A 26,003-nucleotide genomic window follows, 5' to 3' on the forward strand; every position below is an offset into this window, starting at 1 on the left:
GATCGGTACAGTGGCCCGAACTGTACTATCCAGTACATGGATGCGCAAGCAGCCGCCACGACCCCGCGCGGCAAGCGGACGCGGGACGCGATCGTCGACGCCGCGGCCCAGCTGATGTACGTCGACGGCGTCGCGGGCACGAGCGTCGACAAGGTGCTCGCCGCCAGCGGGGCCGGGAAATCGCAGATGTACCACTACTTCAAGAACAAGGAACAGCTGGTCGGGGCCGTGATCGACCGGTACCTCGAGCAGATCCTCGGCAACCAGCCGGCGATCTTCACGCTGTCCTCCTGGGCGGACTTCGAGACGTGGACCGAGCAGCTGCTGGACGTCCACCGCCGCGCGGGCGCGCCCATCGCGTGCCCGCTGGGTAACCTCGCCGGGGAAGTCGGGGACAACCCGAAGCTGGCGCCGCTGGTCGACCAGGCCTACCGGACGTGGGAGTCCCACCTGGAGCGCGGGCTGAAGACGTTGCAGGACAAGGGAGAGCTGGCTCCCGACGCCGATCCGGCCCGGCTGGCGCAGGCGGCGATGACGTCCGTCCAAGGTGGACTGCTGCTGGCCCACATCCGGCACGACCTCACCGCGCTGGAGGACGCGCTGGGGATCGCGCTCGCCCACCTGCGCGGCTTCAGGCGGTGAGCTGGGCGATCTCCGCGCGCAGTTCGTCGATCACCTTGGCCACGGCCGGACGCTGCAGCGCGCCGACCCGGCAGACCGCCTCCACCAGCCGGGCGGCGCGGATCCCCGCCAACGGCTTGCTGACCAGGCCGCTGCCGCGGCGGGTGTCGATCGTGTAGCGCGGGACCAGCGCGATCCCGTGGCCCGCCGCGACGAGCCGCTCGGTGATGCGGAAGTCGTTGATCCGCTGCACCACCACCGGCCGGACGCCGGTGCGGACGGTCAGCGAGCGCAGCACGTCGTCCACCGGGAAGCCGTGGTCGACGCCGATCCAGCGTTCGTCGGCCAGCTCCGCCAGGTCCACCCGCCGCTTGGCCGCCAGCCGGTGCCCGGCGGGCAGCGCGACGTCGAGCGGCTCCCGGAGCAGCGGCACGACGTCCAGGCGGCCGGAGTCGAACTCCGGCGCGTGCTCGTCCCGGTGCGCGACGACGATGTCGTAGTCGGCGACCAGGCCGGGCACCTCGGGTGGCGTCATGTCGACATCGCGGACGTCGACCTCCAGGCCCTCGTATTCCGCGACGCGGGTCAGCAGGCCGGGCAGCAGCATCAGCCCGGCCGACTGGAAGATCGCGATCCGCACGCGGCCGCGTGGCGCGCTGCGGTAGGTGTCCAGTTCGGACTCCGCGCGATCGAGCGCGGCCAGCACCTCGTCGGCGCGGGCGACCAGCGCGCGACCGGCGTCGGTCAGCCGCAGCCCGCGCCCGGCCGGCTCGGTGAGCGGCAGGCCGACCTCGCCCTGCAGCGCCCGCAGCTGCTGCGAGACCGCGGACGGCGTGCAGTGCAGCGCCCGCGCGGCCGCCGTCACGCTCCCGCGGTCGGCGAACTCGCGCAGTGTGCGCAGGCGACCCAGATCCACGGCCCCAGCGTAGTTGAAGCGCGGCTACACAGTGGCCACGCTTTCGGCGGCCTTCGCTTCACGGTCGTGGCGCAGCCGCGCGACCGTCCCGGCGCTGACGAGCGCGACGATCCCGGCGACGCAGCCGAGCGTGAGCACCGACGGCGTCAGGCGGTTGTCGGCCAGCTGCAGCACGTACGCGAACAGCGGCGACAACGTCAGCAGGATCGACGCGGTGATCGGCTCGGTCCGCCGGATCCCCACCTGCAGCAGGTAGAGCGGCAGCGCGACCCCGAGCAGGGCGATCAGCGCGGACGGCCCGAACGCCGGCCCGAAGCCCGGCGCGTCGTCGACCGCGACGAGCGCCCAGGTCATTGCCAGGATGAGGAAGAACCGCACGGCGAGCACCCGCCGCGGCGGCAGCTCGGCGTCACTCAGCCGCTTCGAGTAGATCACGTTCGTCACCGAGCCGACCCCGGTGACGAGCACGAGCGCCACCCCGACGAGCGTCTCGCCAGGCGTCCGGTCGAGTCCACTGTGGCCGGTGAACGACCCCCAGACGAGCAGCCCGATCAGCACGCCGATCCCGACCGCCACCCACGCCTCCGCGCGCAGGATCGCGGTTCCCTTGCGCAGCAACGGGTTGAACGCGAGGGTCAGCACCGGGCCGAGCGCGATGCCCACGACGTTCACCACCGCGGGTTCGAGGTAGCGCAGCGCGAAGAGCATCGACAGCCAGGTCGCGGGGGTCGTCACGTTGATCATCACGACGTCACGGCGCAGTCAGCGCCGCGAACCCCGGTCAGTGGCAGTACGCCTCGCAGCATCGGAAACTCCCCAGTCGTCGGCGGAGGCTCATCGTGTCCGGAATCGGACATCGCGGGCAATAGCGTCCGGGCGGGGGGAGCAAGGCCCGAGAGGTGACGTCCACCGATCGGCCCAGGTCAGCGGTCGTTTTCGTGAAGCTCAGCTACAAGGTTCGTGCAGATAATCTCGCTGGTCCTTCACTGTCCGCCTTGCGAGAGTGGAGGTATGCCCACCCGTGACCGCCTGCTCGCCGTGCTCGTCGCCGTGCTCTGGGGCCTCAACTTCCTCGCCATCCACGCCACGCTCGGCCAGTTCCCGCCGGTGTTCGCGGGCGCGCTGCGGTTCGCCGTCATCGCCGTGCCGACGATCCTGTTCGTGCCGTGGCCGAAGGTGAAGGTGCGGCACCTGCTCGGCTACGGCCTCGGCTTCGGCACCGGGCAGTTCGCGTTCCTGTTCATCGCGATGGACACCGGGATGCCGACCGGGCTCGCGTCGCTGGTGCTGCAGGCGTCGGCGCCGTTCACGGTGCTGCTCGGCGCCGTCTTCCTGCGTGAACGCGTCACGCCGCACCAGCTGGCCGGCATCGCGCTGGCCGTCGCCGGGATGGTCGCGATCGCGTGGCAGCAGTCCGGGCACGCGGCCCTGCTGCCGATGGTCCTGACGCTGCTGGCCGCGCTGAGCTGGGCGTTCGGCAACCTCAGCACGCGCAAGGCCGAGCCGGACAACCCGTTGCACTTCACGCTGTGGATGTCAGTGGTGCCGCCGCTGCCGATGTTCGCGCTTTCGCTGGTCATGGAGGGCCCGGCCGCGCAGTGGCGCTCGCTGACGACGCTCGGGACGCCGACCGGGCTGACCGCGCTGGGCGGGCTGGCCTACGTCGTGCTGATCGGCACGGTCGTCGGGTCCGGCCTGTGGACGACGCTGATGCGGCGCAACCCGGCGGGCGTGGTTTCGCCGTTTTCGCTGCTCGTGCCGGTGGTCGGCCTGACGGCGTCGTTCGTCTTCCTCGGCGAGCGGCCGACCGGCCTGGAGATCGGCGCGGCCGCCGTCGTGATCGCCGGGGTGCTGCTCGGCTCGCTGCGGTTCACGCGCAAGCGCGAACCCGAGCTCGTCGCGGTCTAGGCGGTCGGCTCGCTGACTTCCTGCTTCTCTTCTTCGTCGTGCTTCTTGCCGAGCCGCTTCTTCATCACGAAGAAGACGACGACGCCGATCACGATGGCGGCGACCAGGCCGTACTTGGAGAAGTTGCCGAGCCACTTTTCGGCGACGACGCCGAGGTAGTAGACGAGGGCCGTGGTGCCGCCGGCCCACACGATGCCGCCGGCCGCGTTCGCCATCAGGAACTTCGGGTAGTGCATCTTGAGCGACCCGGCGAGCGGGCCGGCGAGGATGCGCAGGAACGCGATGAAGCGGCCCAGGAAGACGGCCCACACGCCGCGTTTGTCGAAGATCCGTTCGGCGTTGGCGAGGTGCGTCGGGCCGAAATGCTTCGGGAATTTCCGGCCGGCCCAGGCGAACAGCCGTTGACCACCGGTCTTTCCGATCAGGTACCCGATGCTGTCGCCGATGATGGCGCCGGCGCTGGCCAGGATGCCGATCCACAGCGGACTCAGGTTGCTGTGCTGCGAAGCCAGCAAAGCGGCGCTGACCAGCACGATCTCGCCCGGCAGCGGAATGCCGAGGCTTTCGATCATGATCACCGCGCCGACGATCAGGTACACCGAAAGCGGCGGGATCGCCTCCAGCCATTGGTCGATGTGCACCGGTCGTACCCCCTGCTGTTCGCCGAATCTGCTTTCCGCAGGGTACCGGGGGTGGGGCGCTCGGGGCGGCCTACTCAGGTATTGCGGGGGGTACGACTCAAGTCGGGGTTCACTCGAGCGTGGCGAGGGCGGGGGCCACCGGGAAATCCCCGGAAACGACGTCGAAGCCGCGGTTTTCGGTGAGCGGCTCCCCGAGCACCCCGACGAGCACGGCGGCGACGTCCCGCCGGGTGATCCGCCCGGGTTCGAGGTGGCCCGCCACCTTGACGCGGCCGGTGGCGGGGCCGTCGGTCAGCGTCCCGGGCCGGACGATGGTCCAGGTCAGCGCGGACTTCTGCAGGACGCTGTCGGAGACCTGCTTGGCGAGCAGGATCGACCGGACCAGGCGGTCGCCCTGGTCCGGGGAGTCGGCGAACTGGGCGGAGAGCTGGATGAACCGCGAAACCCCGGCGACTTCGGCGGCCCGGATGGCGGCGATGGCCCCGTCCCGGTCGACTAGGTTCACCGATTCGGGTTCCGGATCGGGGGCCCCGATGGTGTTGATGACGACGTCGGAGTCCTTGAGGGCCTCGACGAGGTCGTCACGATCGGCGGTGACGTCGGCTACGACGGGTCGGGCGGGCTCGTCGCGGAGGACGTCGGCCCGTCTGCGGCTTCTCAGGCCGGCGCGGACCTGGTGACCTCGGGCCGCGAGCAGGCGGACGACGTGGATCCCGGTTCGTCCCGTCGCGCCCAGCACGGTGACCTGCATGCGGTGATCCTCCCGCAGGTGGGGCGGGTTCGCTGGACACCAGAGTTGTCCACAGGGTTCACCCCCATGTGGACAACTGTCAGCTGCCGGTCAGCCCGGCGGCCCGCGATCGCAGGTACTCCTGCTCGGGCAGGCTCAAGGTCCGCTGGGCAGCGGCCAGGTAAGCCTCCCGCGCCCCGGCCGCGTCACCCGCCAGCTCCAGCAGGTGCGCCCGCACGGCGTCGACCCGGTGGTGTTCCGTCAACTCGGCGTCCGCCAGCTCCGCCAACCCGGCCGATGGCCCGTGGACCTGCGCGAACGCCACCACCCGGTTCAACGTCACCATCGGCCCCGGCGCCACCACGCGCAGCAGGTCGTACAGCGTGAGGATCTGCGCCCAGTCCGTCTCCGCCGCCGACGCCGCCTCGTCGTGGACCGCCGCGATCGCCGCCTGGAGCTGGTACGGCCCCACCGGTGCCGTCGCCAACGCGCCCGTGATCAGCGAAACACCCTCTTCGACGAGCCGCGGGTTCCACCGGCTCCGGTCCTGCTCGGCCAGCGGGACCAGGGCACCCGCACCGTCGACGCGGGCCGGGCGGCGGGCTTCCGTCAGGAGCATCAACGCCAGGAGACCCGTCACCTCGCCGTCGTGCGGCACCTCCGCGCTCAGCTGACGGACCAGGCGGATCGCCTCCGTCGTCAGCTCGACGCGGTTCAGCTCGTCGCCCGAACTGGCCGTGTGGCCCTCCGTGTAGATCAGGTACAGCACCTGCAGCACCGCCGCCAGGCGCTCCGGACCGCCGTCCCGGGTGAGGCGCTCGCCGCGGAGTTTCTGCTTGGCGCGGCTGATCCGCTGGCCGATCGTGGCCTCCGGCACGAGGAACGCGCGGGCGATCTCCGCCGTCGTCAGGCCGCCGACCGCACGCAGCGTCAACGCCACCTGGGACGGCTGGGTCAGCGACGGGTGGCAGCAGAGCAGCAGCAACGTCAGCGTGTCGTCGACCCCGACCGGCGCGGGGCCGGGCGGCTCGGCCAGCGCCACGCTCTCCTCGCGCCGTTGCCGGGCGGTCTCGCTGCGCCACTGCTCGATGCGCCGCCGGGACGCCGTCGTGATCAGCCAGCCCTTCGGGTGGTCCGGGATCCCGGACGACGGCCACTGCTGCGACGCCGCCAGCAGCGCCTCCTGAACGGCGTCCTCGCAGGCCTCGAAGTCGCCGTACCGGCGGACCAGCGCCGCCAGGACCTGCGGGGCGAGCGAACGCAGCAGCTCGGGGTTCACCGCAGCTCCATCACCGGCCGCACTTCGACCACGCCGAACGCGGCTTCGGGGATCCGCGCGGCGATCTCGACGGCGCGTTCGCGGCTGTCGCAGTCGAGCAGGTAGAAGCCGGCGAGGAACTCCTTGGCCTCGGCGAACGGGCCGTCGGTCGTCGTCGTGCCGCGCTCGCCCACGCTGACCCGCGTGGACAGCTCCGGGAAGGCGAGCCGTTCGGAGACGACGCGCTCGCCGGACGCGTCGAGGTCGTCGTTGAGCTGCTGGTAGTGGGCGAGCCCGGCGGCCTGCTGCTCGTCGCTCATGCCCTCCCAGGCCGCGCGCGACTCGGGGTTGCCGTAGATCAGGACCACGTACTTCACGAACGCCTCCCGGCCGATGTCGAAATCCAGGATGGCATGACGGAGAGGCGCAGAAGCGAAACGACGAACGGCCGGCCGGGACGAATCCCGGCCGGCCGTTCGGAAGAGAACCTCAGAGGATCTCGGCGGACGTGCCGATGTCCGGCGGGCCGAGGTCGGGGTTCAGCGCCCCGGTGAGCTCGACCAGCTCCGGCTTCACCTCGTGCGGCTGGATGCGCCCGTCGCGGATGTCCTCGGCGTAGTGGCAAGCCACCCGGTGACCGCCGCCGATCTCGCGCAGCTGCGGGCGGTCCGTGTCGCACAGGCTCGCCTGCTTCCACGGGCAGCGCGTGTGGAAGCGGCAGCCCGACGGCGGGTTCGCCGGCGAGGGCAGGTCGCCCGCGAGCAGGATCTGCTCACGGGTGTCCTCGACCTGCGGGTCCGGCACCGGGATCGCCGACAGCAGCGCCCGCGTGTACGGGTGCAGCGGTTCGCGGTACAGCGAGTCCGCGTCGGTCTCCTCGACCAGCGCGCCCAGGTACATCACGCCGATGCGGTCGGAGATGTGCCGCACCACCGCGAGGTCGTGCGCGATCACCACGTACGTCAGGCCGAGCTGGTCCTGCAGGTCCTCCAGCAGGTTGACCACCTGGGCCTGCACCGAGACGTCCAGCGCGGACACCGGCTCGTCGGCAACGATCAGGTCCGGCTCCACGGCCAGCGCCCGCGCGATGCCGATGCGCTGGCGCTGCCCGCCCGAGAACTCGTGCGGGTACTTCCGCAGCGACGTCTCGGGGAGGCCGACCGCCGACAGCAGCTGGCGCAGCCGCCGCTGGGTGGCGTCCTTGTCCTTGTCGAGTCCGTGGGCGTGCATGCCCTCGAGCAGGATGGACTCGACCGACTGGCGCGGGTCCAAACTGGACAGCGGGTCCTGGAAGATCATCTGCATCCGGCGCCGGGCCTTCCGCAGGTCCTCGCCCTTGAGCTTCGCGACGTCCGTGCCGTCGAAGACGACCTGGCCGGCGGTCGGCTCGTTCAGCCGCAGGATCGCCCGGCCCAGCGTGGACTTGCCGCACCCGGACTCGCCCACCAGGCCGTAGGTCTCCCCGCGGCGGATGGCCAGGTCGACGCCGTCGACCGCGTAGACGTGCCCGACGGTCCGGTCGAACACGACGCCGCTCTTGATCGGGAAGTGCACCTTGAGGTCGGTGACCTCGAGCAGCACGTCACCAGCAGGACGGGTCATCGGGCTCCTCCTCCCGCCACGACCGCCGGTCGCACGGGGTTGTGACAGCGCAGCAGCCCGTTGCGGTCGGGCACCAGCTGCGGCGAGACTTCGCGGCAGACCGGCAGCGCGTTGGGGCAGCGGGGCGCGAACGCGCAGCCGCCGTTCCACGGGATGTTGTCGGCCACCGAACCCCGGATGGGGATCAGCTTCTCGCCCCGGCCCGCGTCGAGCCGCGGGATCGAGGCCAGCAGGCCGTGCGTGTACGGGTGCCGCGGCTCGGCGAACAGCTGGTGCCGCTGCGCCCGCTCGACGATCTTGCCGCCGTAGAGCACGTTGACCTCGTCGCACAGCCCGGCGACCACGCCGAGGTCGTGCGTGATCATGATCAGCGCGGTGCCGGTGTCCTGCACCAGTTCCCGCAGCAGCGCCAGGATCTGCGCCTGGATGGTGACGTCCAGCGCGGTGGTCGGCTCGTCGGCGATGAGCAGCCGCGGCCGGCACGCCAGCGCGATCGCGATCAGCGCGCGCTGCCGCATCCCGCCGGAAAGCTGGTGCGGGTACTCGGAAAGCCGGCGCGACGGGTCCGGGATGCCGACCTTGTCCAGCAGGTCCGTCGCTTCGACGGACGCCGCCTTGCGCGACATCCCGCGGTGGCGTTCCAGCACCTCGGTGATCTGCAGCCCGATCGGGATGACCGGGTTCAGCGAGGACAGCGGGTCCTGGAACACCATGCCGAGGTCGCGGCCGCGGCGGTCGCGCATGTCCTTGTCGGACAGCTTGAGCAGGTCGGTGCCTTCGAAGCGCACCGAACCGCTGACCTTGTTGCCGCGCCGGGCCAGCAGCCGCATGATCGCCAGCGACGTCACGGACTTGCCGCAGCCGGACTCGCCGACGAGGCCGACGGTCTGGCCGGGTTCGACATCGAAGCTGACGCCGTCCACCGCGGTGAAGGGGCGCTCGCCCCGGCGGACGAAGTTGACCGTGAGATCACGGACTTCGAGGAGTGCCATGTGTTACAGCACCGCCTGTTCTTCGGGTCGAGGGCGAGGGCCACCTGCGGCGACCTTCCGAACGGACAGATCACGGACTTCAAGGAGTGCCACGGTGGTTCACCGCCTGTTCTTCGGGTCGAGGGCTTCACGGAGGGACTCGCCGACCAGCGTGAACCCGAGCGCCACGATGATGATCGCGATCGCCGGGTAGTACGCGAGCTCGGGACGGACGTCGAGGAACTGGTGCGAGGCCTTGCCCAGCATCAGCCCCCACTCCGCCCGCGACGGGTCCGGGTCGCCCAGACCGAGGAACGACAGCGCGGCGGCCTCCAGGATCGACGTCGCCAGGGTCAGCGTCGCCTGCACGATGACCGGGCCGAGCGAGTTCGGCAGCATGTGCCGGAACACGATCGGCCAGCGCTTGACGCCGAGCGACCTCGCGGCCAGCACGTGGTCGGCGTCCCGCTGGGACAGCATGGAACCGCGCAGCAGCCGGGCGAAGATCGGCACGCCGATCATCGACACGGCCAGGATGACCGTCCACTGGCTCGGCTTCGCGAACAGCGCCGCGATCGAAATGGCCAGCAGCAGCGACGGGAACGCCAGCATGACGTCGACCAGTCGCATGAGGATGGTGTCGACCCAGCCGCCGAAGGCACCCGCCAGGCCACCGATGATCACGCCGATGAGCACGCCGACGATCGTGGCGAGCACACCGACGATCAGCGTCTGCTGGGCGCCGGCGATCAGCCGCGACAGGAAGTCGCGGCCGAAGTCGTCCACGCCGAGCGGGAACCCGGACTGCGCGCCGGGGATGAAGTTCGGCCGGACCTGGTCGCCGAGGTACTGGACGTCGGGGTCCTTCGGCTCCAGCACCGACGCGAAGATCGCGACGATCAGGAACAGGCCGGTGATGACGCCACCGGTGATCGCGACCGGGCTGCGCAGCATCCGGCGGAGCGCTTCCCCGCCGAGGCTGCGCCCGCTCGCCGCGGCGAGCTTGTCGATCGGTTCCTTCTTCTTGTTCAGCAGAGTGTTCATCGCACACGCACCCTCGGGTCGATGATCCCGTACGAGATGTCGACCAGCATGTTCACCAGGACGTAGACCACGGCCCCGAACAGCAGGAGCGCCTGCAGCCGGGGGTAGTCACGCCGTTCGATCCCTTCGGCCAGCAGGAAGCCGAGGCCGCGGAAGTTGAACACCCGCTCGGTCAGCACGGCGCCGCCGAGCAGCGCGCCGGTCTGCAGGCCGATGGTCGTGACCACCGGCAGCAGGCCGTTGCGCAGGACGTGCCGGGTGCGCACCACCTGCTGGGTCAGGCCCTTGGAGTTGGCCGTGCGGATGAAGTCCTCGTTGAGGACGTCCAGCACCGACGCGCGGGTGATCCGGGTGATCACCGCGAGCGGGATGGTGGCGAGCGCGAACGCGGGCAGGATCAGGTGCTTGATCGCGTCCCAGACGGCGTCCCACTCGCTCGTCATGATGCCGTCGAGGATGGCGAAGTTCGTGATCGCCGTGGCGTCGAGGCCCGCGGCCTGCCTGCCCTGGGACGGCAGGCCCAGCGGTGCGGCCAGGATGTCCTGCATCATGTAGCCCAGGAAGAAGACCGGCACCGCGACGCCGATCAGGCTGAGCACGATGACCACGTTGTCGACCGGCCCACCGCGGTACCGCGCGGACAGGTAGCCGGCCGGGATGCCGATGACGACCGCGATGATCATCGCGGAGAGACCGAGCTCGATGGTCGCCGGCAGGAAGGTGACGATCTCGCCCATCACGGGCTGGGTCGACACCAGGGAGTTGCCGAAGTCGCCGGTGAGCGCCCGGCCGAGGAATCCGAAGTACTGCACGAAGATCGGCTGATCGAGGCCGAGCACGTGGTTGAGGTTGGCGATCTTCTCCGGCGTCGCCTTGTCCCCCAGCAGAGCGGCGGCGGGACCGCCGGGCAGGGACCGGAGCCAAGCGAAGACCAAGATGGACAGGATGAAGAGCGTCGGGATCGCTTGTAGCAGCCGACGCACGAGAAAACGGAGCACTTGCAGTCCTTTGTTGCCAGCCCGGGAATCAGGCGCAGGGGGTGGGTGCGGTAGCACCCACCCCCTGCCTTTGGCTGAAATCCTTCAGTCAGCTCACGGTCACGGTGTTGAAACGCTCGTCGGTGAGCGGGCTCGCCACCAGACCCTTGACCTTCGGGCCGACCACGATCGCCGGGGTCGGGTACGCGATCGGGACCGCCGGGAGGAAGTCCATGATCTTCTTGTTGACTTCCTGGTACGCCTTGGCGTGGGCGTCACCGGCGGGCGAAGCGTCCGCCGCGCTCAGGGCCGCGAACAGCTCGGGGTTGTTGAACCCGAACTCCTTCTTCTCACGGCCGAAGAACGTGCCGACGAAGTTGCCGGCGTCGTTGTAGTCACCGGTCCAGCCGAGCAGGTGGAGGTCCTGCTTGCCGGCCTTCTGCACGTCGTCCTTGTAGCCACCGTTCCACGGCTCGGCGTGGGCCTCGATCGTGACGCCGATCTTCTTGAGGTCCTCGGAGATCGCGGTGAAGGTGTCCGCCGGGTTCGGCATGTACGGACGGCTGACCTCGGTCGGGTAGTAGAACTTCAGCGTGAGGTTCTCGGCACCGGCCTGCTTCAGGAGGTCCTTCGCCTTGTTCTGGTCGTACGGGTACTTCGTCACGTCGTCGGTGTAGCCCGAGATGACCTTCGGGACGAACTCGGTCGCGACCTCGGACCCCTCGGCCAGCTTCGACTTCACGAACTGCTCGCGGTTGATGCCGTACGCCAGCGCCTGCCGGACGCGCACGTCCTTGAGCTTCGGGTTGTTGGCCTGGTTGATGCCCAGGTACAGCACGTTGAACGACGGGCGGATGAGGACCTGCTCGCCGTCGTTGCGCAGCAGGCCGTAGTCCGCCGGGCTCGGGTAGTCGTAGCCGTTGATGTCGCCGGCCTTGAGCGCCTGCTTGCGGGCGTTCTCGTCCGGGATCACCTTGAAGATCAGCTTGTCGAGCTTCGCGGGCGACGGGCTGGTGTCGTTGCGCACCAGGGTGATCTCACCCTTGGCCTGGTCCCAGCTCTCGAACTTGAACGGACCGGTACCGGTCGGGAACTTGTTCGCGTACTCGCTGTAGGTGAACGAGTCGCCGCTCTGGGTGACCTGGTCCGCGTTGTGCGCCTTGAGCGCGGCCGGGCTCTCGATGGAGAACGACGGCAGCGTGAACGCCGACGGGAACGCGCCCTTGGCCTTGTTCAGGTTGAGGACCGCGGTCGTCGGGTCCTTCGCCTCGCAGCTCTTGTAGACCGGGTCGCCGCTCGCGTCGCCTTCGTTCTTGGCGAAGCCCTCGAAGACGTCGCCGTAGTAGATCATCTGGCTCTGGGCGGCGGCGCCCTTCATGTTGTACCAGCGGTCGAAGTTGTAGCAGACCGCCGTGGCGTCCATCGGGGTGCCGTCGGAGAACTTCACGCCGGACTTCAGGGTGAACGTCCAGGTCTTGCCCTCGTTGCTCTGCTCCCACTTCTCGGCGAGAGACGGCTCGAGGTCGGCGGTGCCCGGCTTGTTCTGGATCAGCGTGTCGTAGATCTGCCGCGTGATCCGGAAGGTCTCGCCCTCGTCGTTGAACGCGGGGTCGAACATCTTCGGGTTACCGGCCGCACCGAAGATCATCGTGCCTCCGGTACCACCCCCGGCGCCCTCGTCACGCTTGGATTCCGCACAGGCGGACAGCGAAACCGCGAGCGCGCCGGCGAGCCCGATCAGGGCCACGCGGCGTGTTCGGGTCAGCCGCAATTGCTGCATCTGGCACCCCTTGGGAGATGTTCGGGTTTCAAAGTCACCGTCCGGTCGGTCAGGAACTCGACGGACGGTCGGTGTGCCCGCCGACACTAGCGGGAAGTCGGCCTGGGCTTAAGTACGTGAGGTTACGATCGCGCTACGTGCGCGCCGATTTGACCGCAATGTGTCCGTAAATCACGACAGACTGTGACCATTTGGAGCCGACCACTGCGCCCGGTGCCGGATCACTAACTCAGATGGCGGTACCAACGTTAGACCGGTCGTGGTGACCCGACCGACTTGCCTTGATCGATCCGGAGTGGTCCACTCACGCAGGGTGACCGCTTCGTTCCGACGAAAGTCGGGTCCCGGCGGCCTCGGCGGTGCCGTCGACGGCGAACCAGCCGCACTCGAACCGTTGCCAGCGGGCCAGTTCGGCCCGTGCGGCCACGCCGTCGCGCGCGACCGTCCGGGCCAGCCGTTCGGCCGCGGAGCCGCCGGAGAGCCAGCAGAGGTGCGAAAGCAGGGGTCTTACCGAAGTGCGGCCGCACGAGACGCCCTCGAGCACCAGGACGTCCGGCACGGGCACCCGGACGGGCTCCCCCGGGCGGGGTGCCCCGCCCGCCCAGTCCATCCGCCGGTAAGCGCCTTCGACGCCGTTCGCGAGGGGCTTCAAGACGCCGTCGAGCAGCCGCGGCCACCACGAAACCGGGTCGTCCCACGTCGCGAAGGCGTCGGTGCTCACCAGCTCGGTCCGGCACCCGCGCGCACGCAGCCCGGCGACGATTCGACCGGCCAGAGTGGACTTCCCGGCGCCCGACGGGCCGTCGACGGCCAGCACGCGCACCGCCCCCAGCCGGGCGGGAGCGGCGAGCAGGGCGTCGATCAGCTCTTCACTTGCTGACGCGCTCGACCTCGGGAAGCCCTTTGACGTTGTCCGGCGCGGTGGTCCGCGCCTCCAGCTCGGCGATCCGGCCCGCCAGCTCGCGCTTGGCGTCCTCGAGCTCGCAGCGCAGCAACGCGGTCTCCTCGACCGATGTGCGCACCTCTTCCTCCAGGTGCCCGACCTCGGTGGACAGGTGCAGCGACACCAGGGCCAGCACGACGCCGGCGAGGAGGAAGACGAAGTTCGACGGCGTCTGCACGCCGGTGTGCTTGGCGAGGAAGTCGGCCGCCTGCGGCAGCACCGCGAGGACGACCACGCCGATCGAGACGACGAGCCACACGCCCGCGTACTTCTCCCGGAGCTTCCGCCGCCGCATCATCTCGAGGACGACGAACAGCACGACGCAGGCGACGATGATGCTGAGAATGCGCCAACCCTGCATTTCTGCTTCCCCTTACGCCGAGTCGGAGGAGTCGACCGCCGGGCGGCGACGCACCAACGCCAGCAGCAGTGCGAGCCCGGCCCGGCTCAGGTAGACGGCCGACTTGAGCGGCGAGTGGCTGGGCGTGCCGCCCGCGCGTTCCCGCATGACGACCGGGATCTCCCGGATGGTCAGCTTGGCCCGGATGGCCATGACCAGGGACTCCACGGTGTCGCCGAGGTACTCCGCCGGGTAGTAGCCGGCGAACAGCTTGATCGCGCGCGGCCCCATCGCCTTGAAGCCCGACGTGACGTCGGTGAGCTTGGTCTTCGCGAGCCGCGAGAACACGAGCGACAGTGCGACCATCGCGTACTTGCGCGGCCCGCTCGCCTTGTACGAGCCCTTGCCGGCGAACCGGGAGCCGATCACGATGTCGGCGTCCTCCAGGCCGCGCAGCAGCGCGTCGAGCTCGTCCGGGTCGTGCTGGCCGTCCGCGTCCACCTGCACGACGACGTCGTACCCGCGGGCGGCGGCGTAGCGGAACCCGGTGCGCATCGCGCCGCCGACACCCAGGTTCACCGCGAGGCGGGCGACCTCGGCCCCGGCCGCGCGCGCGAGCTTGGCAGTGTCGTCGACCGAGCCGTCGTCGACGACCAGCAGATCGCCGGTCGGCAAAGCACGTTTCACCTGGTCGATGACCGAAGCGACGCTCGCGGACTCGTTCAGCGCGGGCATCACGATGAGCACGCGGCGGCTGGTCACGGAGGTGCTGGACACGCGATCACTCTAGCCTTTCACTGCCCGTTACCGACTGCGGACCCTGGAGCGGCACCAGCGGCGACAACGCCCTGCTGGCCCTCGATCTCGTAGACGGAGGCGCCGGGGTTCTGGAACACGACCTTGAAGCCCGGGGTCGTGTCGAGGTGGCTCAGGCCGGGCCCGTTGTTCGTCTCCGACGTGACCTTGCCCTTGCCGACGAAGACGTACCGCACCTTGAGGTCGGTCAGCAGTTCCCGCACGTGGGGGAACCGGTCGATGTCGTCGAGGTAGATGCCGAGGTAGCCGGCCGGGGTGTCCGGCTCGGCGCCGTAGAAGGTCCATTCGACCGGCTTGACGCCGTCGAGCGCGTACATCCAGACCGAACCGTCGGCCTTGCCGTTCATCACGTGCTCGCCGGGCGCGACGTGCGCGCCGAGCCAGTCGAAGGCCTTGCGCTCGTCTTCGCTGACCGTCGGGCCACCGCTGTAGTTGATCTGCAGGCGGGCGGCGTTGCGGCCGATGTACCCGCCGCGGCTCAGGCCGCCGATCACCACGACGAGCAGCACGACGCCGACCGTGGTGAGCGTCGCCGGCGAGACGTTCGGCAGCCGGGTGGCCGCCTTCCGCCCGAACCAGCGGGCCGCGGTGTCGGTGAACTCCCCGAACGCGACCGCCCCGGCCAGCGGGACCAGCGCGCCGATCCGCCAGTGGTCGTTGTAGAAGATGCCGGTGAGCGTGTGGATGAGCGGCGTCTCCAGCGACACGGTGGCCGCGAACAGCCCGCCGAACACGACGTAGGCGGCGACCATCCACAGCATCCGGCGGTGTTTCACCAGCAGGAAGATGCCGATGAGGGCCGGCACGCCGATCCACCACTGCGGGAACGCCGCCATCGGCGAGAACGTGATCGTTTCGCCGAGCCCGCCGGTGACGGTGGCCTGCGACGCCCAGGACGCGCCCGTCACGCCACCCGCGTTGTACAGCGAGGGCAACGCGAGCGGCAGCCCGCAGAGGACGGCGAGCGCGATCGTGGCCCCGAGCGAGGCCCCGGACCGGCGCCAGTCGATCCGCTCGAACCGGAAGAGCACGGCGAGCAGGATCAGCAGGAAGTACACGACGACGACGAACGCGACGCTGGTGTGCAGGCCGATCAGCCCGGCGACGCCGATCCCGATCGCGACCGGGCCGGCGAGCCCGCGCGGCTCCAGCAGCAGCCGGGCGAGCGCGAGCATGGCCGGGATCAGCGCGACGCCGGCGACGTACGGCCAGAGCGGGCCGCGCCACAGCGAGTCGTACGGGAAGTTGGTGAACGACGCCGACACCGCCGCGGCCGCGGCGACCGCGAGCGGCGGCATCCGCCATACGTGGCACATCGCCGCGACGCCGATCGGCACGCACAGGATCACCGTGAGCGCGCCCATGTTCAGCGTCGGCATCATCGCCAGGCCGGCCTTGTCGAAGACCAGCGCGAGCAGGGCGTGGTAGGTGTCCGGGTAGAAGTAGTTCGTCTGGTCCGGCAGGTTCGCGATCGTGCCGACCGTCGACGGCCGGGCGTCGCCGTGCTCGGCGATCCAGCGCACCAGGTTGGCGTGGAACGGCGCGTCCCAGCCCTGCTGGACCTGGTTCAGGCCGCGGGCGCCGCGCAGGAACGTGACGATGCCGACGAGGCTGCCGGCCAGGACACCGGCGCCGATCAGCAGGTGGTCGCGCAGGGACCGGGCGGGGGCCGCCACGGCGGCGTCCTGCTCGGCCCAGTCCGGGTGGCGGCGCGCGGTGAAGCGCAGGACGAGGAACGAAAGCCCGAAGCCGACGGCCGAGAGGACGAGCGTCCACAGGGCGACGTCGAGCATCGACCAGCGGATACCGAGCCCGCCGAGCACCGGCACGCCCAGGCTGACGATGCCGAACGTCAGGATCGGCGCGGCCGCGGCGAGCAGCCAGCCGCGCAGCCGGATCGCGGCCCCGAAGGCGAGGCCCGGCAGCCAGAAGGCGAGCACGACCAGAAGTACGTTCATGGTTTTCCGCTGTCCAACCTCACCGGCGGTTCCCCGCCGATCCTGTCCCCGGGTCCGGCCGGGGTCACCCTACTGGGACGTCCGGAGCGGGCCGCACGTTGCCCGGACGCCGCAGAACGAACATCAACACGACCAGCAGGCCCAGCGTGGGGCCCCCGGCCAGCCCGGCGACCGCCTTGAGGATCGGGTCGCCCGGCACGAGCAGCAACGTCGCCGCGGTGGCGACCGCGACCACGGCCCAGGTGACGAGCACCTTGCTCGCCTCCTTGCGGGCCACGAGCACGGCCGTCATCAGCTGCAACGCCGTGAGCAGCACCGCACCCCACACCATCCACGCCACCCACCAGCCCTGGGCGACGAACTTCGCGCCGTAGAGCAGCGAAACCAGCCACGGCCCGATGAGCCAGCCGACCAGGGCGCCGACGACGCCGAGGACGACCGTGCCGAGCGCACCGAGCGCGAGCAGCCGCCGCAGCCGGTGCGTGCCCTCCTCGGTGCCCGAAAGCCGGACGACCGTCGGCACCGCGAGCGCCTGCAGCGGGGAGAGCAGCAGGAGCGGCACCCGGGACACGGTGAGCGTCGCGAAGAGGACGCCGACGTCGGCGTCGGACCCGCCCGGGGCGAGCAGGCTGACCATCGCCGGGTAGCCGGTGATGACGCTGGCGGTCAGGCCCGCGCCGGCCATCAGCACGAGGATCCGGGCGGTCACCGGCCCCCAGCCGTCGCCGTCGGCGTGCGGGTCGACCAGGCCGGCGACCGGGCGGACGAACAGCAGCCAGGCGAACGAGCCGGTCGCGGCCGCGATCGCGAACGACGTCAGGCCGGTGAGGCCGGCGGCGGCGATCCCGAGCAGGACGAGCACGCGGACGGCCGCCTCGGCGACCACCAGCCCCGAGTACGGCTTGATCCGCTGCTGGCCGACGAGCAGGCCGCGGGCGGCGAACTGGCACGCGAACGAGATCGCCCCGCAGAGCACGACGACGCCGAGGGCGGTGTGCCCGGCGTAGAGCCGGTCCGACAGCACCGGCACGACCAGGGTCAGCGCGGAGACGACGGCCACGGTCACCGCACCGACGGTCAGGGCGCGCAGCGCGGGCTTGCCCGCCTTGCCGCCGTCGAGCGCGGCCACCGCGGACTGGCGGGACAGCTCCTGCTCCAGCGGCGACAGCGCGCTGCCGAGGCCCATCAGGATGCCCCAGAAGGAGAGGTAGACCTTGCTGTTCTCCGGCCCGAGCCAGCGGGTGGCGACCAGCGTCAGTACGTAGCCGAGCGCGATCGCGACGAGCAGCGAGATGCCGATCTTCCCGGCCGAGCGCCCGGTTTCCTTCGCCAGGCTGCGCCCGTCCGCCTCGTCGGACTCGTGGGTCACCGGCGAGCTCATCGTCCCCGCCGCCGGCGGGCACGCAGCGCCATGACGAGACCACGCACGGCACCGGCACCGAAGCCGGCGCCGAACACCGGGGCCAGCTTCGCGACGGCCTTGGCCTCCGCGTTCGTCGCGCCGAAGCGCGTCACGGCCGCACCGGCCGCGGCGGACCCGGCGGCCGCGAGCAGCACGGCCGTCTTCGGGCGCTTGGCCGCGACGCCGAGGCCGAGCAGGCCGACGCCGAACGCGGCGAACAGGCCGTTGCGGGCCGGGCCCGGCGAGCCGAGGTAGGAGTCCACGAAGGTAGTCCCGCGGAAGTACGCCTGCGCGGCGAACTTCTTGAAGCTGTCGCGCCCGTGGTAGGTCGCGGAGAACTCCGGGGCCAGGAAGATGCGGTGGCGTTCGGCGATCCAGCGCAGGACGCCGGTGTCGTCACTGGCGAAGCGGACGTCGTCGAACAGCGAAACGAAAGCGTCCGAAGCCGACTCGAGAACCGCGCGCGGCGCGGAAAAGAATCCGGTGCCCTTCGGGAACAGGTCGAACTCTTCGATGCCGAAGGACATCAGGCGCGGATCCGCGCAATACCGGCGCCAGGGGATCTTCACCAGCCCGGCCATGAAACCGGCGTACGGGTTGTCCTCGGAGGCGACGTTGACGTGGCCGTTCCAGACCGTCCGCTCGGGGTGGTCGACCAGCTGGTCGCGCAGGAAGGTCAGCGCGCCGGTGTCCACCACCACGCGGCTGTCCAGCAGCAGGATCTGGTTCCCGGAAGCCTTGGCGATGCCCGCCCGCCGAGCTTCGAAGCGGCCGGAGTTGGCCTGGCTGAGCACGGTGATGCCGTGGCGTTCGCGCAGGTCGTCGAGCCGCGCGGGGGTGGCGTCCGTGCTGCCGTCGTCGACGACGACGACCTCGATCGGCCAGCTGGCCTCCGTCGCGGAGGCGAGCAGCGCGCCGACACTGCGTTCGATCCAGTCCTGCTCGTTGTAGACCGGGATCACGACGCTGAGCGAGGGGAGGAGCGGGTTCGCACTCACCGGGCCGAGGCTACCCGGCGGCCCCCGCGACGGGTCGGCCAGTATCCTTACGCCACCGCACCCGACCGGAAATGGGCTCCTCTGGTGATTTCCTTCATTCTCGGCACCACCGCGGAACTGATCAAGATCGCGCCGGTCTACCACGGCATCCGCGATCGCGGGATGCGGCCGAAGATCTGGTTCACCGCGCAGCACGTCGACGAGGTCGCGGACGTCCTCGCGGACCTGGACATGCCCGCGCCGGACGTCTGGCTGGTGCCGGAGGAGAAGGCGCACAACCTCGAGTCGCCGGCGCAGGTGCCGGGCTGGGCCGCGCAGGTCATGCGCACCGCCTGGAGCCGCCGCCACGAGCTGCGCGCCGCGCTGAACGAGGACGGCCGTCCCCCGCTGGTGCTGGTGCACGGCGACACGTTCACCACGCCGTACGGCTCGCTGATCGGGAAGCGCATCCTCAAGTCCCGCGTCGGGCACGTCGAGGCGGGCGCGCGGTCGGGCAGCATCCTGTCGCCGCTGCCGGAGGAGCTGAACCGCAAGATCGCGGCGAAGATCGTCGACATGCACTTCGCGCCGAGCGCGCGTGAGGTCAACAACCTGCGGCACGCGCGCGGCGTGGTCGTCGACACCGAGGCCAACACGGCGATCGACGCGATGCGCCTGGCCATCAACCAGCCGCTGGACGTGCCGAACCTGCCGGAGAAGTTCGGTCTCGCCACGCTGCACCGCTTCGAGCTGGTCTCGCGCCCGGACAAGTACCGCGAGGCGCTCGAGATCCTGCGCGAGCAGAGCCGCAAGATGCCGATCCTGTACATGGCCGGCGCGCCGGAGCGCGAGAAGATCCGCGCGCTGGGCATCGGCAACATCTTCGACGACCAGTTCATCGTCCAGCCGAAGATGCGCTACCTGAAGTTCCTCCCGCTGGTGGCGCGCGCCGAGTACGTCGTCACCGACTCGGGTGGTCTTTCGGCCGAGTGCTACTACCTCGGCCTGCCGTGCGCGGTGCACCGCGAGCGCACGGAGACGCCGCAGCACCTCGGCGAGACGGTCGTGCTGACGGAGATGCGCGGCGACAAGCTGCAGAACTTCCTCGACACGTACCAGAACCGGCGGGGCGAGTCCTGGATGGACAAGTACCACCCGTCCGAGATCATCGTGGACACGCTGGCCCAGCTCGGCTACTGCTGACGGTCTCGTTGGAGTGATCCCGGTCGCCGCCGCCGCGGCGATCGGGCAGCTTGGCCGCCATGATCCACATCGGACTGGCGGCTTTGCTGGTGGTGATCCCGCCTCCCGTCGACCAGGCGTCGGTGCGGGACGCCGCGCTTTCGTCGGGCTTCCAAGAGGCGTACGTCGGTTCGGCGGGCCCGATCGCCCAGGCGATCCACGCGGCGTACGACATCCCGGCGTCGGTCACGGTGGCGCAGGCGATCCTGGAGTCGAACTGGGGCCGCAGCAAGCTGTCGACGGCCGAGCTGAACCACTTCGGCTTCAAGTGCGTGACGCCGACGAGCCCGGGACCCATCGCGTTGCGGTGCGCGCGATACCCGACGACGGAGTGCATTCCGTCGCCGTGTCATCCGGTGGATGCGTTTTTCCGTTCGTACGCGTCGGTTTTCGACTCGTTCCGCGATTACGGGCGGCTTTTGACGACGTCCTCGAACTACGCGGCGGCGTTGCCGGTGCGTGACGACCCGGACGCGTTCGTCCGGGCGGTGGCGCGCAAGTACGCCACCGACCCGGAGTACGCGAACAAGGTGATCAGGCTGATGGACCTCTACGACCTGAGACGCTTCGACCGGTGAGCTGGTCGATTTCCCGGTCGTGGAAGCGGCCGGTCAGCTCCGCCAGCTTCTCGAAGAACCCGACGCCGCCCACAGCGAGGGCCGCGAGCAGGTCCTCCTCGCCGGTGACGTGGCTCAGGCTCGTGTCTTCGCTGTACGCCAGCGTGAGCCGCGCCAGACCGCCGGGGATCGCCTCCAGCCGGAGCTCGCCCGGCTGGTCGGGCAGGTCGGTCGTGGCCTTGCCCGTCTCGCGGTAGCCGGCCACGAGACCGGCGATCTGCGACCACATCATGACCACCTCGGTGTCGAGCGTGGTGCGGCCGATGACGGCGGGCTTTCCGAACGGCAGCTCGATCGAACCTTCCACGAGGCCGGACTTCGCGGATCCGGGCAGCTCGGCGCAGTCGGCGATGTCGACGTACCGCCCCTTCCGCCCCCGCCCGATGAGCACGAGCGTCCGGATCGGCGGAACCGGACGCCCGTCAAAGGACACGGCGGCCCGAGAGCGCGCGGCCCAGGGTCAGCTCGTCCGCGAACTCCAGGTCACCGCCCATCGGCAGGCCCGACGCCAGCCTCGTCACGCTCAACCCCGGGAAGTCCCGCAGCATCCGCACCAGGTACGTCGCCGTCGCTTCGCCCTCCGTGTTGGGGTCCGTCGCGATGATGATCTCGCTGATGTCCGCCTCGCCGATGCGCTTGAGCAGCTCGCGCATCCGCAGCTGCTCCGGGCCGATGCCCGACAGCGGGTCGAGCGCGCCGCCCAGGACGTGGTAGCGGCCCTTGAACTCGCGCGTGCGTTCGACCGCCAGGACGTCCTTCGGCTCCTCGACCACGCAGATGACCGTGAGGTCGCGGCGCTCGTCGCGGCAGATGCGGCACTTCTGCTGCTCGGAGACGTTGCCGCACACCTCGCAGAACTGCACGCCCTCCTTGACCTTGCCGAGGACGTCCTGCAGCCGCGAGATGTCCGCCGGGTCCGCGGCCAGCAGGTGGAACGCGATCCGCTGGGCGCTCTTCGGCCCGACCCCGGGCAGGCGCCCGAGCTCGTCGATCAGGTCCTGGACGACACCTTCGTACAAGTTCGTCAGCCGCCGAAGCCGAGGGCGCCGAGGTCCGGCATGCCGCCACCGCCGCCGAGACCGCCGGCCAGCGGGCCGAGCTTCTGCTCGGTGAGCTTCTGGGCGCTCGCCGACGCGTCGCGGACCGCCGCCACGATCAGGTCGGACAGCGTCTCGACGTCGTCCGGGTCGACGACCTTCGGGTCGATCTGCAGGCTCTTGAGCTGGCTGTCACCGGAGACGGTCGCGGTGACCAGCCCGCCACCGGCCGTGCCGGTGACCTCGGTGTTGGCGAGCTCCTCCTGGGCCTCGACGAGCTTCTGCTGCATCTGCTGGGCCTGCTGCATCAGCTGGGAAATGTCGAAGCCGCCGCCGGGTTGCACCATGATCGCACTCGGTCCTCTCTGCACGCCTGTGTCCTCCGCCAGGGTAGTCGCGCCACGCCGGGTGCCGGGCTGTGGCACCGTGGTCGCCGTGCGACGCGCGATTGCCCCTCTCCTGCTGGCCGGTGCCCTGCTGCTCACCGGCTGCTCCGAAGACACCCCCGCGGCTCCGGCCGCGCCGGCGCCCGCTCCCCTGACGACCCGGACCGTCACGCCCACGCCGACGACCGTGACGCCGCCCGCGTCGCCCTCGCCGTCGGTGCCGCCGCCGCCGGCCGCCGTGCCGCCGGTCGCGGCCGGGAAGGTCGTCGTGCTCGACCCCGGGCACAACGGCGGGAACGCGGCCCACCCGGCGGAGATCAACCGGCAGGTGCCCTCGGGGCGCGGGCAGCGGAAGCCGTGCAACACGACCGGCACCGCGACGAACGCCGGCTACCCCGAGCACGCGTTCACCTGGGACGTCGCCCAGCGGGTCGGGCAAGCCTTGGCGGCCAAGGGAATCCGCGTCGTCTACACGCGACCGGACGACACCGGCGTCGGCCCCTGCGTCGACCGCCGGGCCGCGATCGGCAACGAAGCGAACGCCGACGCCGTCGTCTCCATCCACGCCGACGGCTCGACCGCGGCCGGCGCGAACGGCTTCCACGTCGCGTACTCGTCACCGCCGTTGAACGCGGCGCAGGGCGAGCCGTCGACGCGGCTGGCGCAGGTCGTCCGGGACACGCTGCGCTCGGGCGGGTTCAGCACGTCGAACTACATCGGCGGCAACGGCCTTTCGGCGCGCACGGACCTCGGCGGGTTGAACCTGTCGACGCGGCCCGCGGTGCTCGTCGAGTGCGGCAACATGCGCAACGCGGCGGAGGCGGCCCGGATGACCAGCGCGGAAGGACGCCAGCAGTACGCGTCCGCCATCGCGGCGGGGATCGAGGCCTACCTGGCTTCCTGACACCGTGCCCGGAGGGTCGGCGTCAGTCCAGGGGGCGGGCGCCGAGGTGGTCCGAGATCAGCTTGCGGGCCAGCTCGTCCGGATCCTGGTCCGGCGGCGGTGGGGGCGGCGGCGGGGCCGGGCTGGCGTCCTCGTTGTAGAGGTCCTCGTCGTCCTCGTCGGAGGGTTCCGGGGGCAGCGGGATGTCCGGCTCGGACGTGGCGACGCGGGGCCGGACCGGTGCGGCGGCGGGCGCCGGCGCGGGCCGGGCGGGCGCCGCGACGGGCGCCTGCGCGGGTGCGGCGGCGGCCGGGGCCGCCGACTGCCGGGTGAACGACCGCTCCGCCGCGGGCGCGGCCTGCTGCGTGCGCGCGGCGGGCGCGGCCGGAGCGTTGCCGTGGACGCAGCGGACCTGCCAGTCGCCACCGACGACGTCCGCCAGCGCGCCGGCGATCTTGCGGGCGTTGTCCTGGTCGGACAGGCGACGGGCCAGCGGCTCGGACTTGTGGGTGAGGGTGAGGGAGTTCCCCTCGACGGTCGCGACCGTCGCCTGGGTGAGCATCGCCTCGAGGCTCCGGCCGCCGGTGAACTTGCGCAGCGCGGTCATGAGCTGCGGCCAGACGTTCCGGATCGCGGCGGCGTCCAGGCCTCCGGACGCGGCGGCCGGTGACGCCGCCGGAGCGGGTTCGGGCGGCGGAGCGGGCGTAGCGGCCGGAGCGGCCGGAGCGGCCGCCGGAGCGGGAGTGCCGCCACCAGGAGTTCGCGGCGTCCCCCAGCCGCTCTCCGCGGACTTGGCCGTCGGAGCAGGCTCGGCGGGCTTCGCCACCGGAGCGGGCTCGGGCGTGGGGGCGGGCCGCGAAACCGGCTCGGGCGCCGGAGCCGGCTCGGGCGCGACCGGCGCCGGATCCGCCGAAGCCGGACGCTGCGAAGGACGTGAGAACCGCTCCGACGCTGCCCGCACCGGCGGCTCCACGCCGCCCTCGGCGGGCGCGCCACCTCCGCCCGCCAGCGTCGCGCGGCGTTCGAGCCGCTCCAGGCGGGCCAGCAGCGCGTTCTCCGCCTCCGTCACCGACGGCAGCAGCATCCGCGCGCACAGCAGCTCGAGCACCAGCCGGGGCGAGGTCGCCCCGCGCATCTCCAGAAGTCCATTGTGGACGATGTCGGCGTACCGCGAGAGCGTCGCCAGTCCGATCCGCTCCGCCTGCGCGACCATCCGCGAAAGCTCTTCCTCCGGCGCGGACACCAGTCCACCGGCGGAAGACGGCACCGCGCGCAGCAGCACCAGGTCGCGCAGCCGGTCGAGCAGGTCCGTCGCGAACCGGCGCGGGTCGTGCCCGGCCTCGGTGACCTTCTCGACCGTGCCGAACACCGTCGCGGCGTCCTCGGTCGAAAGCGCGTCCACCATGTCGTCGATCAGCGCGACGTCCGTGACGCCCAGCAGCGCGACCGCGCGCGAGTACGAAACGCCGTCCGGGCCCGCGCCGGCGAGCAGCTGGTCGAGCACCGACTGCGTGTCCCGCGCCGAACCGCCGCCCGCCCGGATGACCAGCGGGTACACCGCGGGCTCGACCTCGACGCCCTCGGCCGCGACGTTGCTCTCCAGCAGCGTGCGCATCGCGCCCGGCGGGATCAGCCGGAACGGGTAGTGGTGCGTCCGCGAGCGGATAGTGGTCAGCACCTTGTCCGGCTCGGTGGTCGCGAAGATGAAGATGACGTGCTCGGGCGGCTCTTCCACGATCTTCAGCAGGGCGTTGAAGCCCTGCGTGGTGACCATGTGCGCCTCGTCGATGATGAACACGCGGTACCGCGACTCCGCCGGCGCGTAGAACGCCTTGTCACGCAGCTCGCGGGCGTCGTCGACGCCACCGTGGCTGGCCGCGTCGAGCTCCGTGACGTCCACGCTGCCCGACCCCTCGGGGGCGAGCGCCTTGCACGAGTTGCACTCGCCGCACGGGTCCGGCGTCGGCCCCTTCACGCAGTTCAGCGAGCGCGCCATGATGCGCGCGCTGGACGTCTTGCCGCAGCCGCGGGGGCCGGAGAAGAGGTAGGCGTGGTTGATCCGCCCGGCGGACAACGCCGTCCGGAGGGGTTCGGTCACATGCTCCTGCCCGACGACCTCGGCGAAGGTTGCCGGACGGTACTTGCGGTACAGCGCGAGAGCCACGCCGCGACAATACCGTCAGGGTCCGACAACCTTCGCCGTGCGGTCAGGACCTCAGGGCGTTCACCTCGGCGACCATCGCGTTCACCTTGGCGACGTGCGCGGCGGTGAAGGCGTCACGCGCCCGTGCCTTGCCCAGGTCGTTGTCGAGGTACGGCTGCAGGAACGACTCCGGGCCGTCCAGGACGCCCTGCGCGACCGCGTTGACCTCCGGGCCTTCCGACAGTGACTGCGCCACCTTGATCCGCAGGTCGTGCGTCCGCGCGACGAACCGGCCGGTGGCCAGGAACGCCCGGACGTCGGCGACCGTGCCGTCGAGCGCCTGCTGGGCCGCCGACTTCGTCGCCGGGCCACCGGCCGCCATGATCTGGTTGACCTCGACGCGGTCGTCGGTGTCACGGCCCGGGTAATCCCCGGTGCGCAGCAGGGCGGCGACACCGGCGTACGGCCCGGCGAGCGCGTCACGAGCGGCCTGGCGCAGGCCGGCCCGGGCCGCGGGGTCGGCCGCGATCGCCGCGACGGCGGCGCGGTCATCGGTCTCCTGCGCGGCGATCAGACCGCTGCGCACGAAGGTGACGACGTCGTCGTCCGAGCCGCTCAGCGCGGTCCGGGCGGCGTTCTTGACCGCGGCACCGCCGGTGCGCAGCAGGTAGACCGACGCGCGACGGCCGTTCGGCACGGTCAGCGCCGGGTCGGCCGCGTCGGTGAGCAGCTTGTCGTTGTCGGCCTTGGCCTGCGCCGCGCGGGCGGCGGCGTCACGGGCCTGCTGCGCGGCGTCGGCGGCCGCGCCGGC

27 protein-coding genes are annotated in these 26,003 nt (G+C 70.9%); 5 read left to right on the forward strand and 22 right to left on the reverse strand.

Annotated features, from left to right (window positions below; translation table 11 throughout):
* Positions 1–36 precede the first annotated feature (36 nt).
* Positions 37–642 (forward strand): TetR/AcrR family transcriptional regulator, encoded by a 606-nt coding sequence (locus ABZ342_RS37085; RefSeq protein WP_360483304.1) that lies wholly within the window; start codon positions 37–39, stop codon positions 640–642.
* Here the strand turns inward: ABZ342_RS37085 and ABZ342_RS37090 are convergent.
* Together ABZ342_RS37090 and ABZ342_RS37095 are read right to left on the reverse strand one after the other, a co-directional pair.
* Positions 632–1,537, reverse strand: a complete 906-nt coding sequence (locus tag ABZ342_RS37090) for a LysR family transcriptional regulator (RefSeq protein WP_155547870.1) — start codon at positions 1,535–1,537, stop codon at positions 632–634. The genes ABZ342_RS37085 and ABZ342_RS37090 overlap by 11 nt on opposite strands.
* Before the next feature lie 24 nt (positions 1,538–1,561).
* Positions 1,562–2,272, reverse strand: coding sequence for an EamA family transporter (locus ABZ342_RS37095; protein WP_360483307.1), 711 nt, complete (start codon positions 2,270–2,272; stop codon positions 1,562–1,564).
* A gap of 276 nt (positions 2,273–2,548) precedes the next feature.
* Between ABZ342_RS37095 and ABZ342_RS37100 the strand changes: the two genes are divergently transcribed.
* On the forward strand, positions 2,549–3,445 hold the full coding sequence (locus ABZ342_RS37100) for an EamA family transporter (RefSeq protein ID WP_360483310.1): 897 nt from the start codon (positions 2,549–2,551) through the stop codon (positions 3,443–3,445).
* On the opposite strand, the gene ABZ342_RS37105 is transcribed toward ABZ342_RS37100, so the two are convergent.
* From ABZ342_RS37105 to ABZ342_RS37175, 15 genes are all read right to left on the reverse strand, one after another.
* Positions 3,442–4,086, reverse strand: coding sequence for a DedA family protein (locus ABZ342_RS37105; protein ID WP_155547873.1), 645 nt, complete (start codon positions 4,084–4,086; stop codon positions 3,442–3,444). The genes ABZ342_RS37100 and ABZ342_RS37105 overlap by 4 nt on opposite strands.
* Positions 4,087–4,195: 109 nt before the next feature.
* Entirely contained in the window at positions 4,196–4,837 is a 642-nt protein-coding gene (locus ABZ342_RS37110; RefSeq protein ID WP_155547874.1) for an SDR family oxidoreductase, read from the reverse strand.
* A gap of 79 nt (positions 4,838–4,916) precedes the next feature.
* On the reverse strand, positions 4,917–6,095 hold the full coding sequence (locus ABZ342_RS37115) for a DUF6596 domain-containing protein (RefSeq protein ID WP_360483313.1): 1,179 nt from the start codon (positions 6,093–6,095) through the stop codon (positions 4,917–4,919).
* Positions 6,092–6,451 carry a YciI family protein gene (locus ABZ342_RS37120; RefSeq protein ID WP_360483316.1) on the reverse strand — a complete coding sequence of 120 codons (360 nt, stop codon included), beginning with the start codon at positions 6,449–6,451 and terminating at the stop codon, positions 6,092–6,094. Before ABZ342_RS37120 ends, ABZ342_RS37115 begins: the two co-directional genes overlap by 4 nt.
* Positions 6,452–6,563: 112 nt before the next feature.
* Positions 6,564–7,676, reverse strand: a complete 1,113-nt coding sequence (locus ABZ342_RS37125; protein WP_360483319.1) for an oligopeptide/dipeptide ABC transporter ATP-binding protein — start codon at positions 7,674–7,676, stop codon at positions 6,564–6,566.
* On the reverse strand, positions 7,673–8,668 hold the full coding sequence (locus tag ABZ342_RS37130; RefSeq protein ID WP_360483322.1) for an ABC transporter ATP-binding protein: 996 nt from the start codon (positions 8,666–8,668) through the stop codon (positions 7,673–7,675). Before ABZ342_RS37130 ends, ABZ342_RS37125 begins: the two co-directional genes overlap by 4 nt.
* A gap of 99 nt (positions 8,669–8,767) precedes the next feature.
* A complete protein-coding gene (locus ABZ342_RS37135) occupies positions 8,768–9,691 on the reverse strand; it encodes an ABC transporter permease (protein WP_360483325.1) in 924 nt (307 codons plus the stop codon).
* Positions 9,688–10,689, reverse strand: a complete 1,002-nt coding sequence (locus ABZ342_RS37140) for an ABC transporter permease (protein WP_155547880.1) — start codon at positions 10,687–10,689, stop codon at positions 9,688–9,690. The genes ABZ342_RS37135 and ABZ342_RS37140 overlap by 4 nt, the downstream gene beginning before the upstream one ends.
* Positions 10,690–10,777: 88 nt before the next feature.
* Positions 10,778–12,448 carry an ABC transporter substrate-binding protein gene (locus ABZ342_RS37145; protein ID WP_230863014.1) on the reverse strand — a complete coding sequence of 557 codons (1,671 nt, stop codon included), beginning with the start codon at positions 12,446–12,448 and terminating at the stop codon, positions 10,778–10,780.
* A gap of 304 nt (positions 12,449–12,752) precedes the next feature.
* Entirely contained in the window at positions 12,753–13,280 is a 528-nt protein-coding gene (locus ABZ342_RS37150; RefSeq protein ID WP_360483362.1) for a uridine kinase, read from the reverse strand.
* Between the two features lie 37 nt (positions 13,281–13,317).
* Positions 13,318–13,752 carry a DUF2304 domain-containing protein gene (locus ABZ342_RS37155; RefSeq protein WP_360483329.1) on the reverse strand — a complete coding sequence of 145 codons (435 nt, stop codon included), beginning with the start codon at positions 13,750–13,752 and terminating at the stop codon, positions 13,318–13,320.
* Positions 13,753–13,764: 12 nt separating this feature from the next.
* The gene (locus ABZ342_RS37160; RefSeq protein WP_360483333.1) at positions 13,765–14,508 is read right to left on the reverse strand and encodes a glycosyltransferase family 2 protein; all 744 of its coding nucleotides are present in this window, start codon (positions 14,506–14,508) and stop codon (positions 13,765–13,767) included.
* A 17-nt stretch (positions 14,509–14,525) separates the two neighbouring features.
* Positions 14,526–16,505 (reverse strand): DUF6541 family protein, encoded by a 1,980-nt coding sequence (locus ABZ342_RS37165; RefSeq protein WP_360483336.1) that lies wholly within the window; start codon positions 16,503–16,505, stop codon positions 14,526–14,528.
* Positions 16,506–16,569: 64 nt separating this feature from the next.
* Positions 16,570–17,874, reverse strand: coding sequence for a hypothetical protein (locus tag ABZ342_RS37170; protein ID WP_360483339.1), 1,305 nt, complete (start codon positions 17,872–17,874; stop codon positions 16,570–16,572).
* Positions 17,875–17,882: 8 nt separating this feature from the next.
* Positions 17,883–18,905 (reverse strand): glycosyltransferase family A protein, encoded by a 1,023-nt coding sequence (locus ABZ342_RS37175; protein ID WP_155547885.1) that lies wholly within the window; start codon positions 18,903–18,905, stop codon positions 17,883–17,885.
* 84 nt (positions 18,906–18,989) lie between these two features.
* Between ABZ342_RS37175 and ABZ342_RS37180 the strand changes: the two genes are divergently transcribed.
* Together ABZ342_RS37180 and ABZ342_RS37185 are read left to right on the forward strand one after the other, a co-directional pair.
* On the forward strand, positions 18,990–20,087 hold the full coding sequence (locus tag ABZ342_RS37180) for a UDP-N-acetylglucosamine 2-epimerase (protein WP_155547886.1): 1,098 nt from the start codon (positions 18,990–18,992) through the stop codon (positions 20,085–20,087).
* A gap of 59 nt (positions 20,088–20,146) precedes the next feature.
* Positions 20,147–20,704, forward strand: coding sequence for a glucosaminidase domain-containing protein (locus ABZ342_RS37185; protein WP_360483344.1), 558 nt, complete (start codon positions 20,147–20,149; stop codon positions 20,702–20,704).
* On the opposite strand, the gene ABZ342_RS37190 is transcribed toward ABZ342_RS37185, so the two are convergent.
* The 3 genes from ABZ342_RS37190 to ABZ342_RS37200 are packed head-to-tail and all read right to left on the reverse strand — an operon-like array spanning position 20,661 to position 22,127.
* Positions 20,661–21,134: a hypothetical protein gene (locus tag ABZ342_RS37190; protein ID WP_360483347.1), complete on the reverse strand. Its 474-nt coding sequence runs from the start codon at positions 21,132–21,134 to the stop codon at positions 20,661–20,663. The two genes, ABZ342_RS37185 and ABZ342_RS37190, sit on opposite strands and share 44 nt — an antisense overlap.
* A gap of 31 nt (positions 21,135–21,165) precedes the next feature.
* On the reverse strand, positions 21,166–21,762 hold the full coding sequence (gene recR / locus ABZ342_RS37195; protein ID WP_103343528.1) for a recombination mediator RecR: 597 nt from the start codon (positions 21,760–21,762) through the stop codon (positions 21,166–21,168).
* Between the two features lie 5 nt (positions 21,763–21,767).
* Positions 21,768–22,127 carry a YbaB/EbfC family nucleoid-associated protein gene (locus ABZ342_RS37200; protein WP_155549341.1) on the reverse strand — a complete coding sequence of 120 codons (360 nt, stop codon included), beginning with the start codon at positions 22,125–22,127 and terminating at the stop codon, positions 21,768–21,770.
* Positions 22,128–22,206: 79 nt separating this feature from the next.
* Between ABZ342_RS37200 and ABZ342_RS37205 the strand changes: the two genes are divergently transcribed.
* Positions 22,207–23,070 (forward strand): N-acetylmuramoyl-L-alanine amidase, encoded by an 864-nt coding sequence (locus ABZ342_RS37205; RefSeq protein WP_360483350.1) that lies wholly within the window; start codon positions 22,207–22,209, stop codon positions 23,068–23,070.
* Positions 23,071–23,092: 22 nt separating this feature from the next.
* Here ABZ342_RS37205 and ABZ342_RS37210 read toward each other — a convergent pair whose 3' ends face one another.
* Positions 23,093–25,213: a DNA polymerase III subunit gamma and tau gene (locus tag ABZ342_RS37210; RefSeq protein ID WP_360483353.1), complete on the reverse strand. Its 2,121-nt coding sequence runs from the start codon at positions 25,211–25,213 to the stop codon at positions 23,093–23,095.
* A 43-nt stretch (positions 25,214–25,256) separates the two neighbouring features.
* Positions 25,257–26,003: ALF repeat-containing protein (locus ABZ342_RS37215; RefSeq protein ID WP_360483356.1), on the reverse strand; the 747-nt coding region annotated here is incomplete at its 5' end.

The organism is Amycolatopsis sp. NPDC005961 (assembly GCF_040629235.1).
Lineage (GTDB): Bacteria > Actinomycetota > Actinomycetes > Mycobacteriales > Pseudonocardiaceae > Amycolatopsis > Amycolatopsis camponoti.

What these genes read in the sequence shown, in the direction of transcription:
- ABZ342_RS37135 (WP_360483325.1), bottom strand. Translation starts at nt 9,691, where the DNA reads ATGAACACTCTGCTGAACAAGAAGAAGGAACCGATCGACAAGCTCGCC.
- ABZ342_RS37185 (WP_360483344.1), top strand. Translation starts at nt 20,147, where the DNA reads ATGATCCACATCGGACTGGCGGCTTTGCTGGTGGTGATCCCGCCTCCC.
- ABZ342_RS37130 (WP_360483322.1), bottom strand. Translation starts at nt 8,668, where the DNA reads ATGGCACTCCTCGAAGTCCGTGATCTCACGGTCAACTTCGTCCGCCGG.
- ABZ342_RS37110 (WP_155547874.1), bottom strand. Translation starts at nt 4,837, where the DNA reads ATGCAGGTCACCGTGCTGGGCGCGACGGGACGAACCGGGATCCACGTC.
- ABZ342_RS37085 (WP_360483304.1), top strand. Translation starts at nt 37, where the DNA reads ATGGATGCGCAAGCAGCCGCCACGACCCCGCGCGGCAAGCGGACGCGG.
- ABZ342_RS37165 (WP_360483336.1), bottom strand. Translation starts at nt 16,505, where the DNA reads ATGAACGTACTTCTGGTCGTGCTCGCCTTCTGGCTGCCGGGCCTCGCC.
- ABZ342_RS37155 (WP_360483329.1), bottom strand. Translation starts at nt 13,752, where the DNA reads ATGCAGGGTTGGCGCATTCTCAGCATCATCGTCGCCTGCGTCGTGCTG.
- ABZ342_RS37200 (WP_155549341.1), bottom strand. Translation starts at nt 22,127, where the DNA reads ATGGTGCAACCCGGCGGCGGCTTCGACATTTCCCAGCTGATGCAGCAG.
- ABZ342_RS37100 (WP_360483310.1), top strand. Translation starts at nt 2,549, where the DNA reads ATGCCCACCCGTGACCGCCTGCTCGCCGTGCTCGTCGCCGTGCTCTGG.
- ABZ342_RS37125 (WP_360483319.1), bottom strand. Translation starts at nt 7,676, where the DNA reads ATGACCCGTCCTGCTGGTGACGTGCTGCTCGAGGTCACCGACCTCAAG.
- ABZ342_RS37145 (WP_230863014.1), bottom strand. Translation starts at nt 12,448, where the DNA reads ATGCAGCAATTGCGGCTGACCCGAACACGCCGCGTGGCCCTGATCGGG.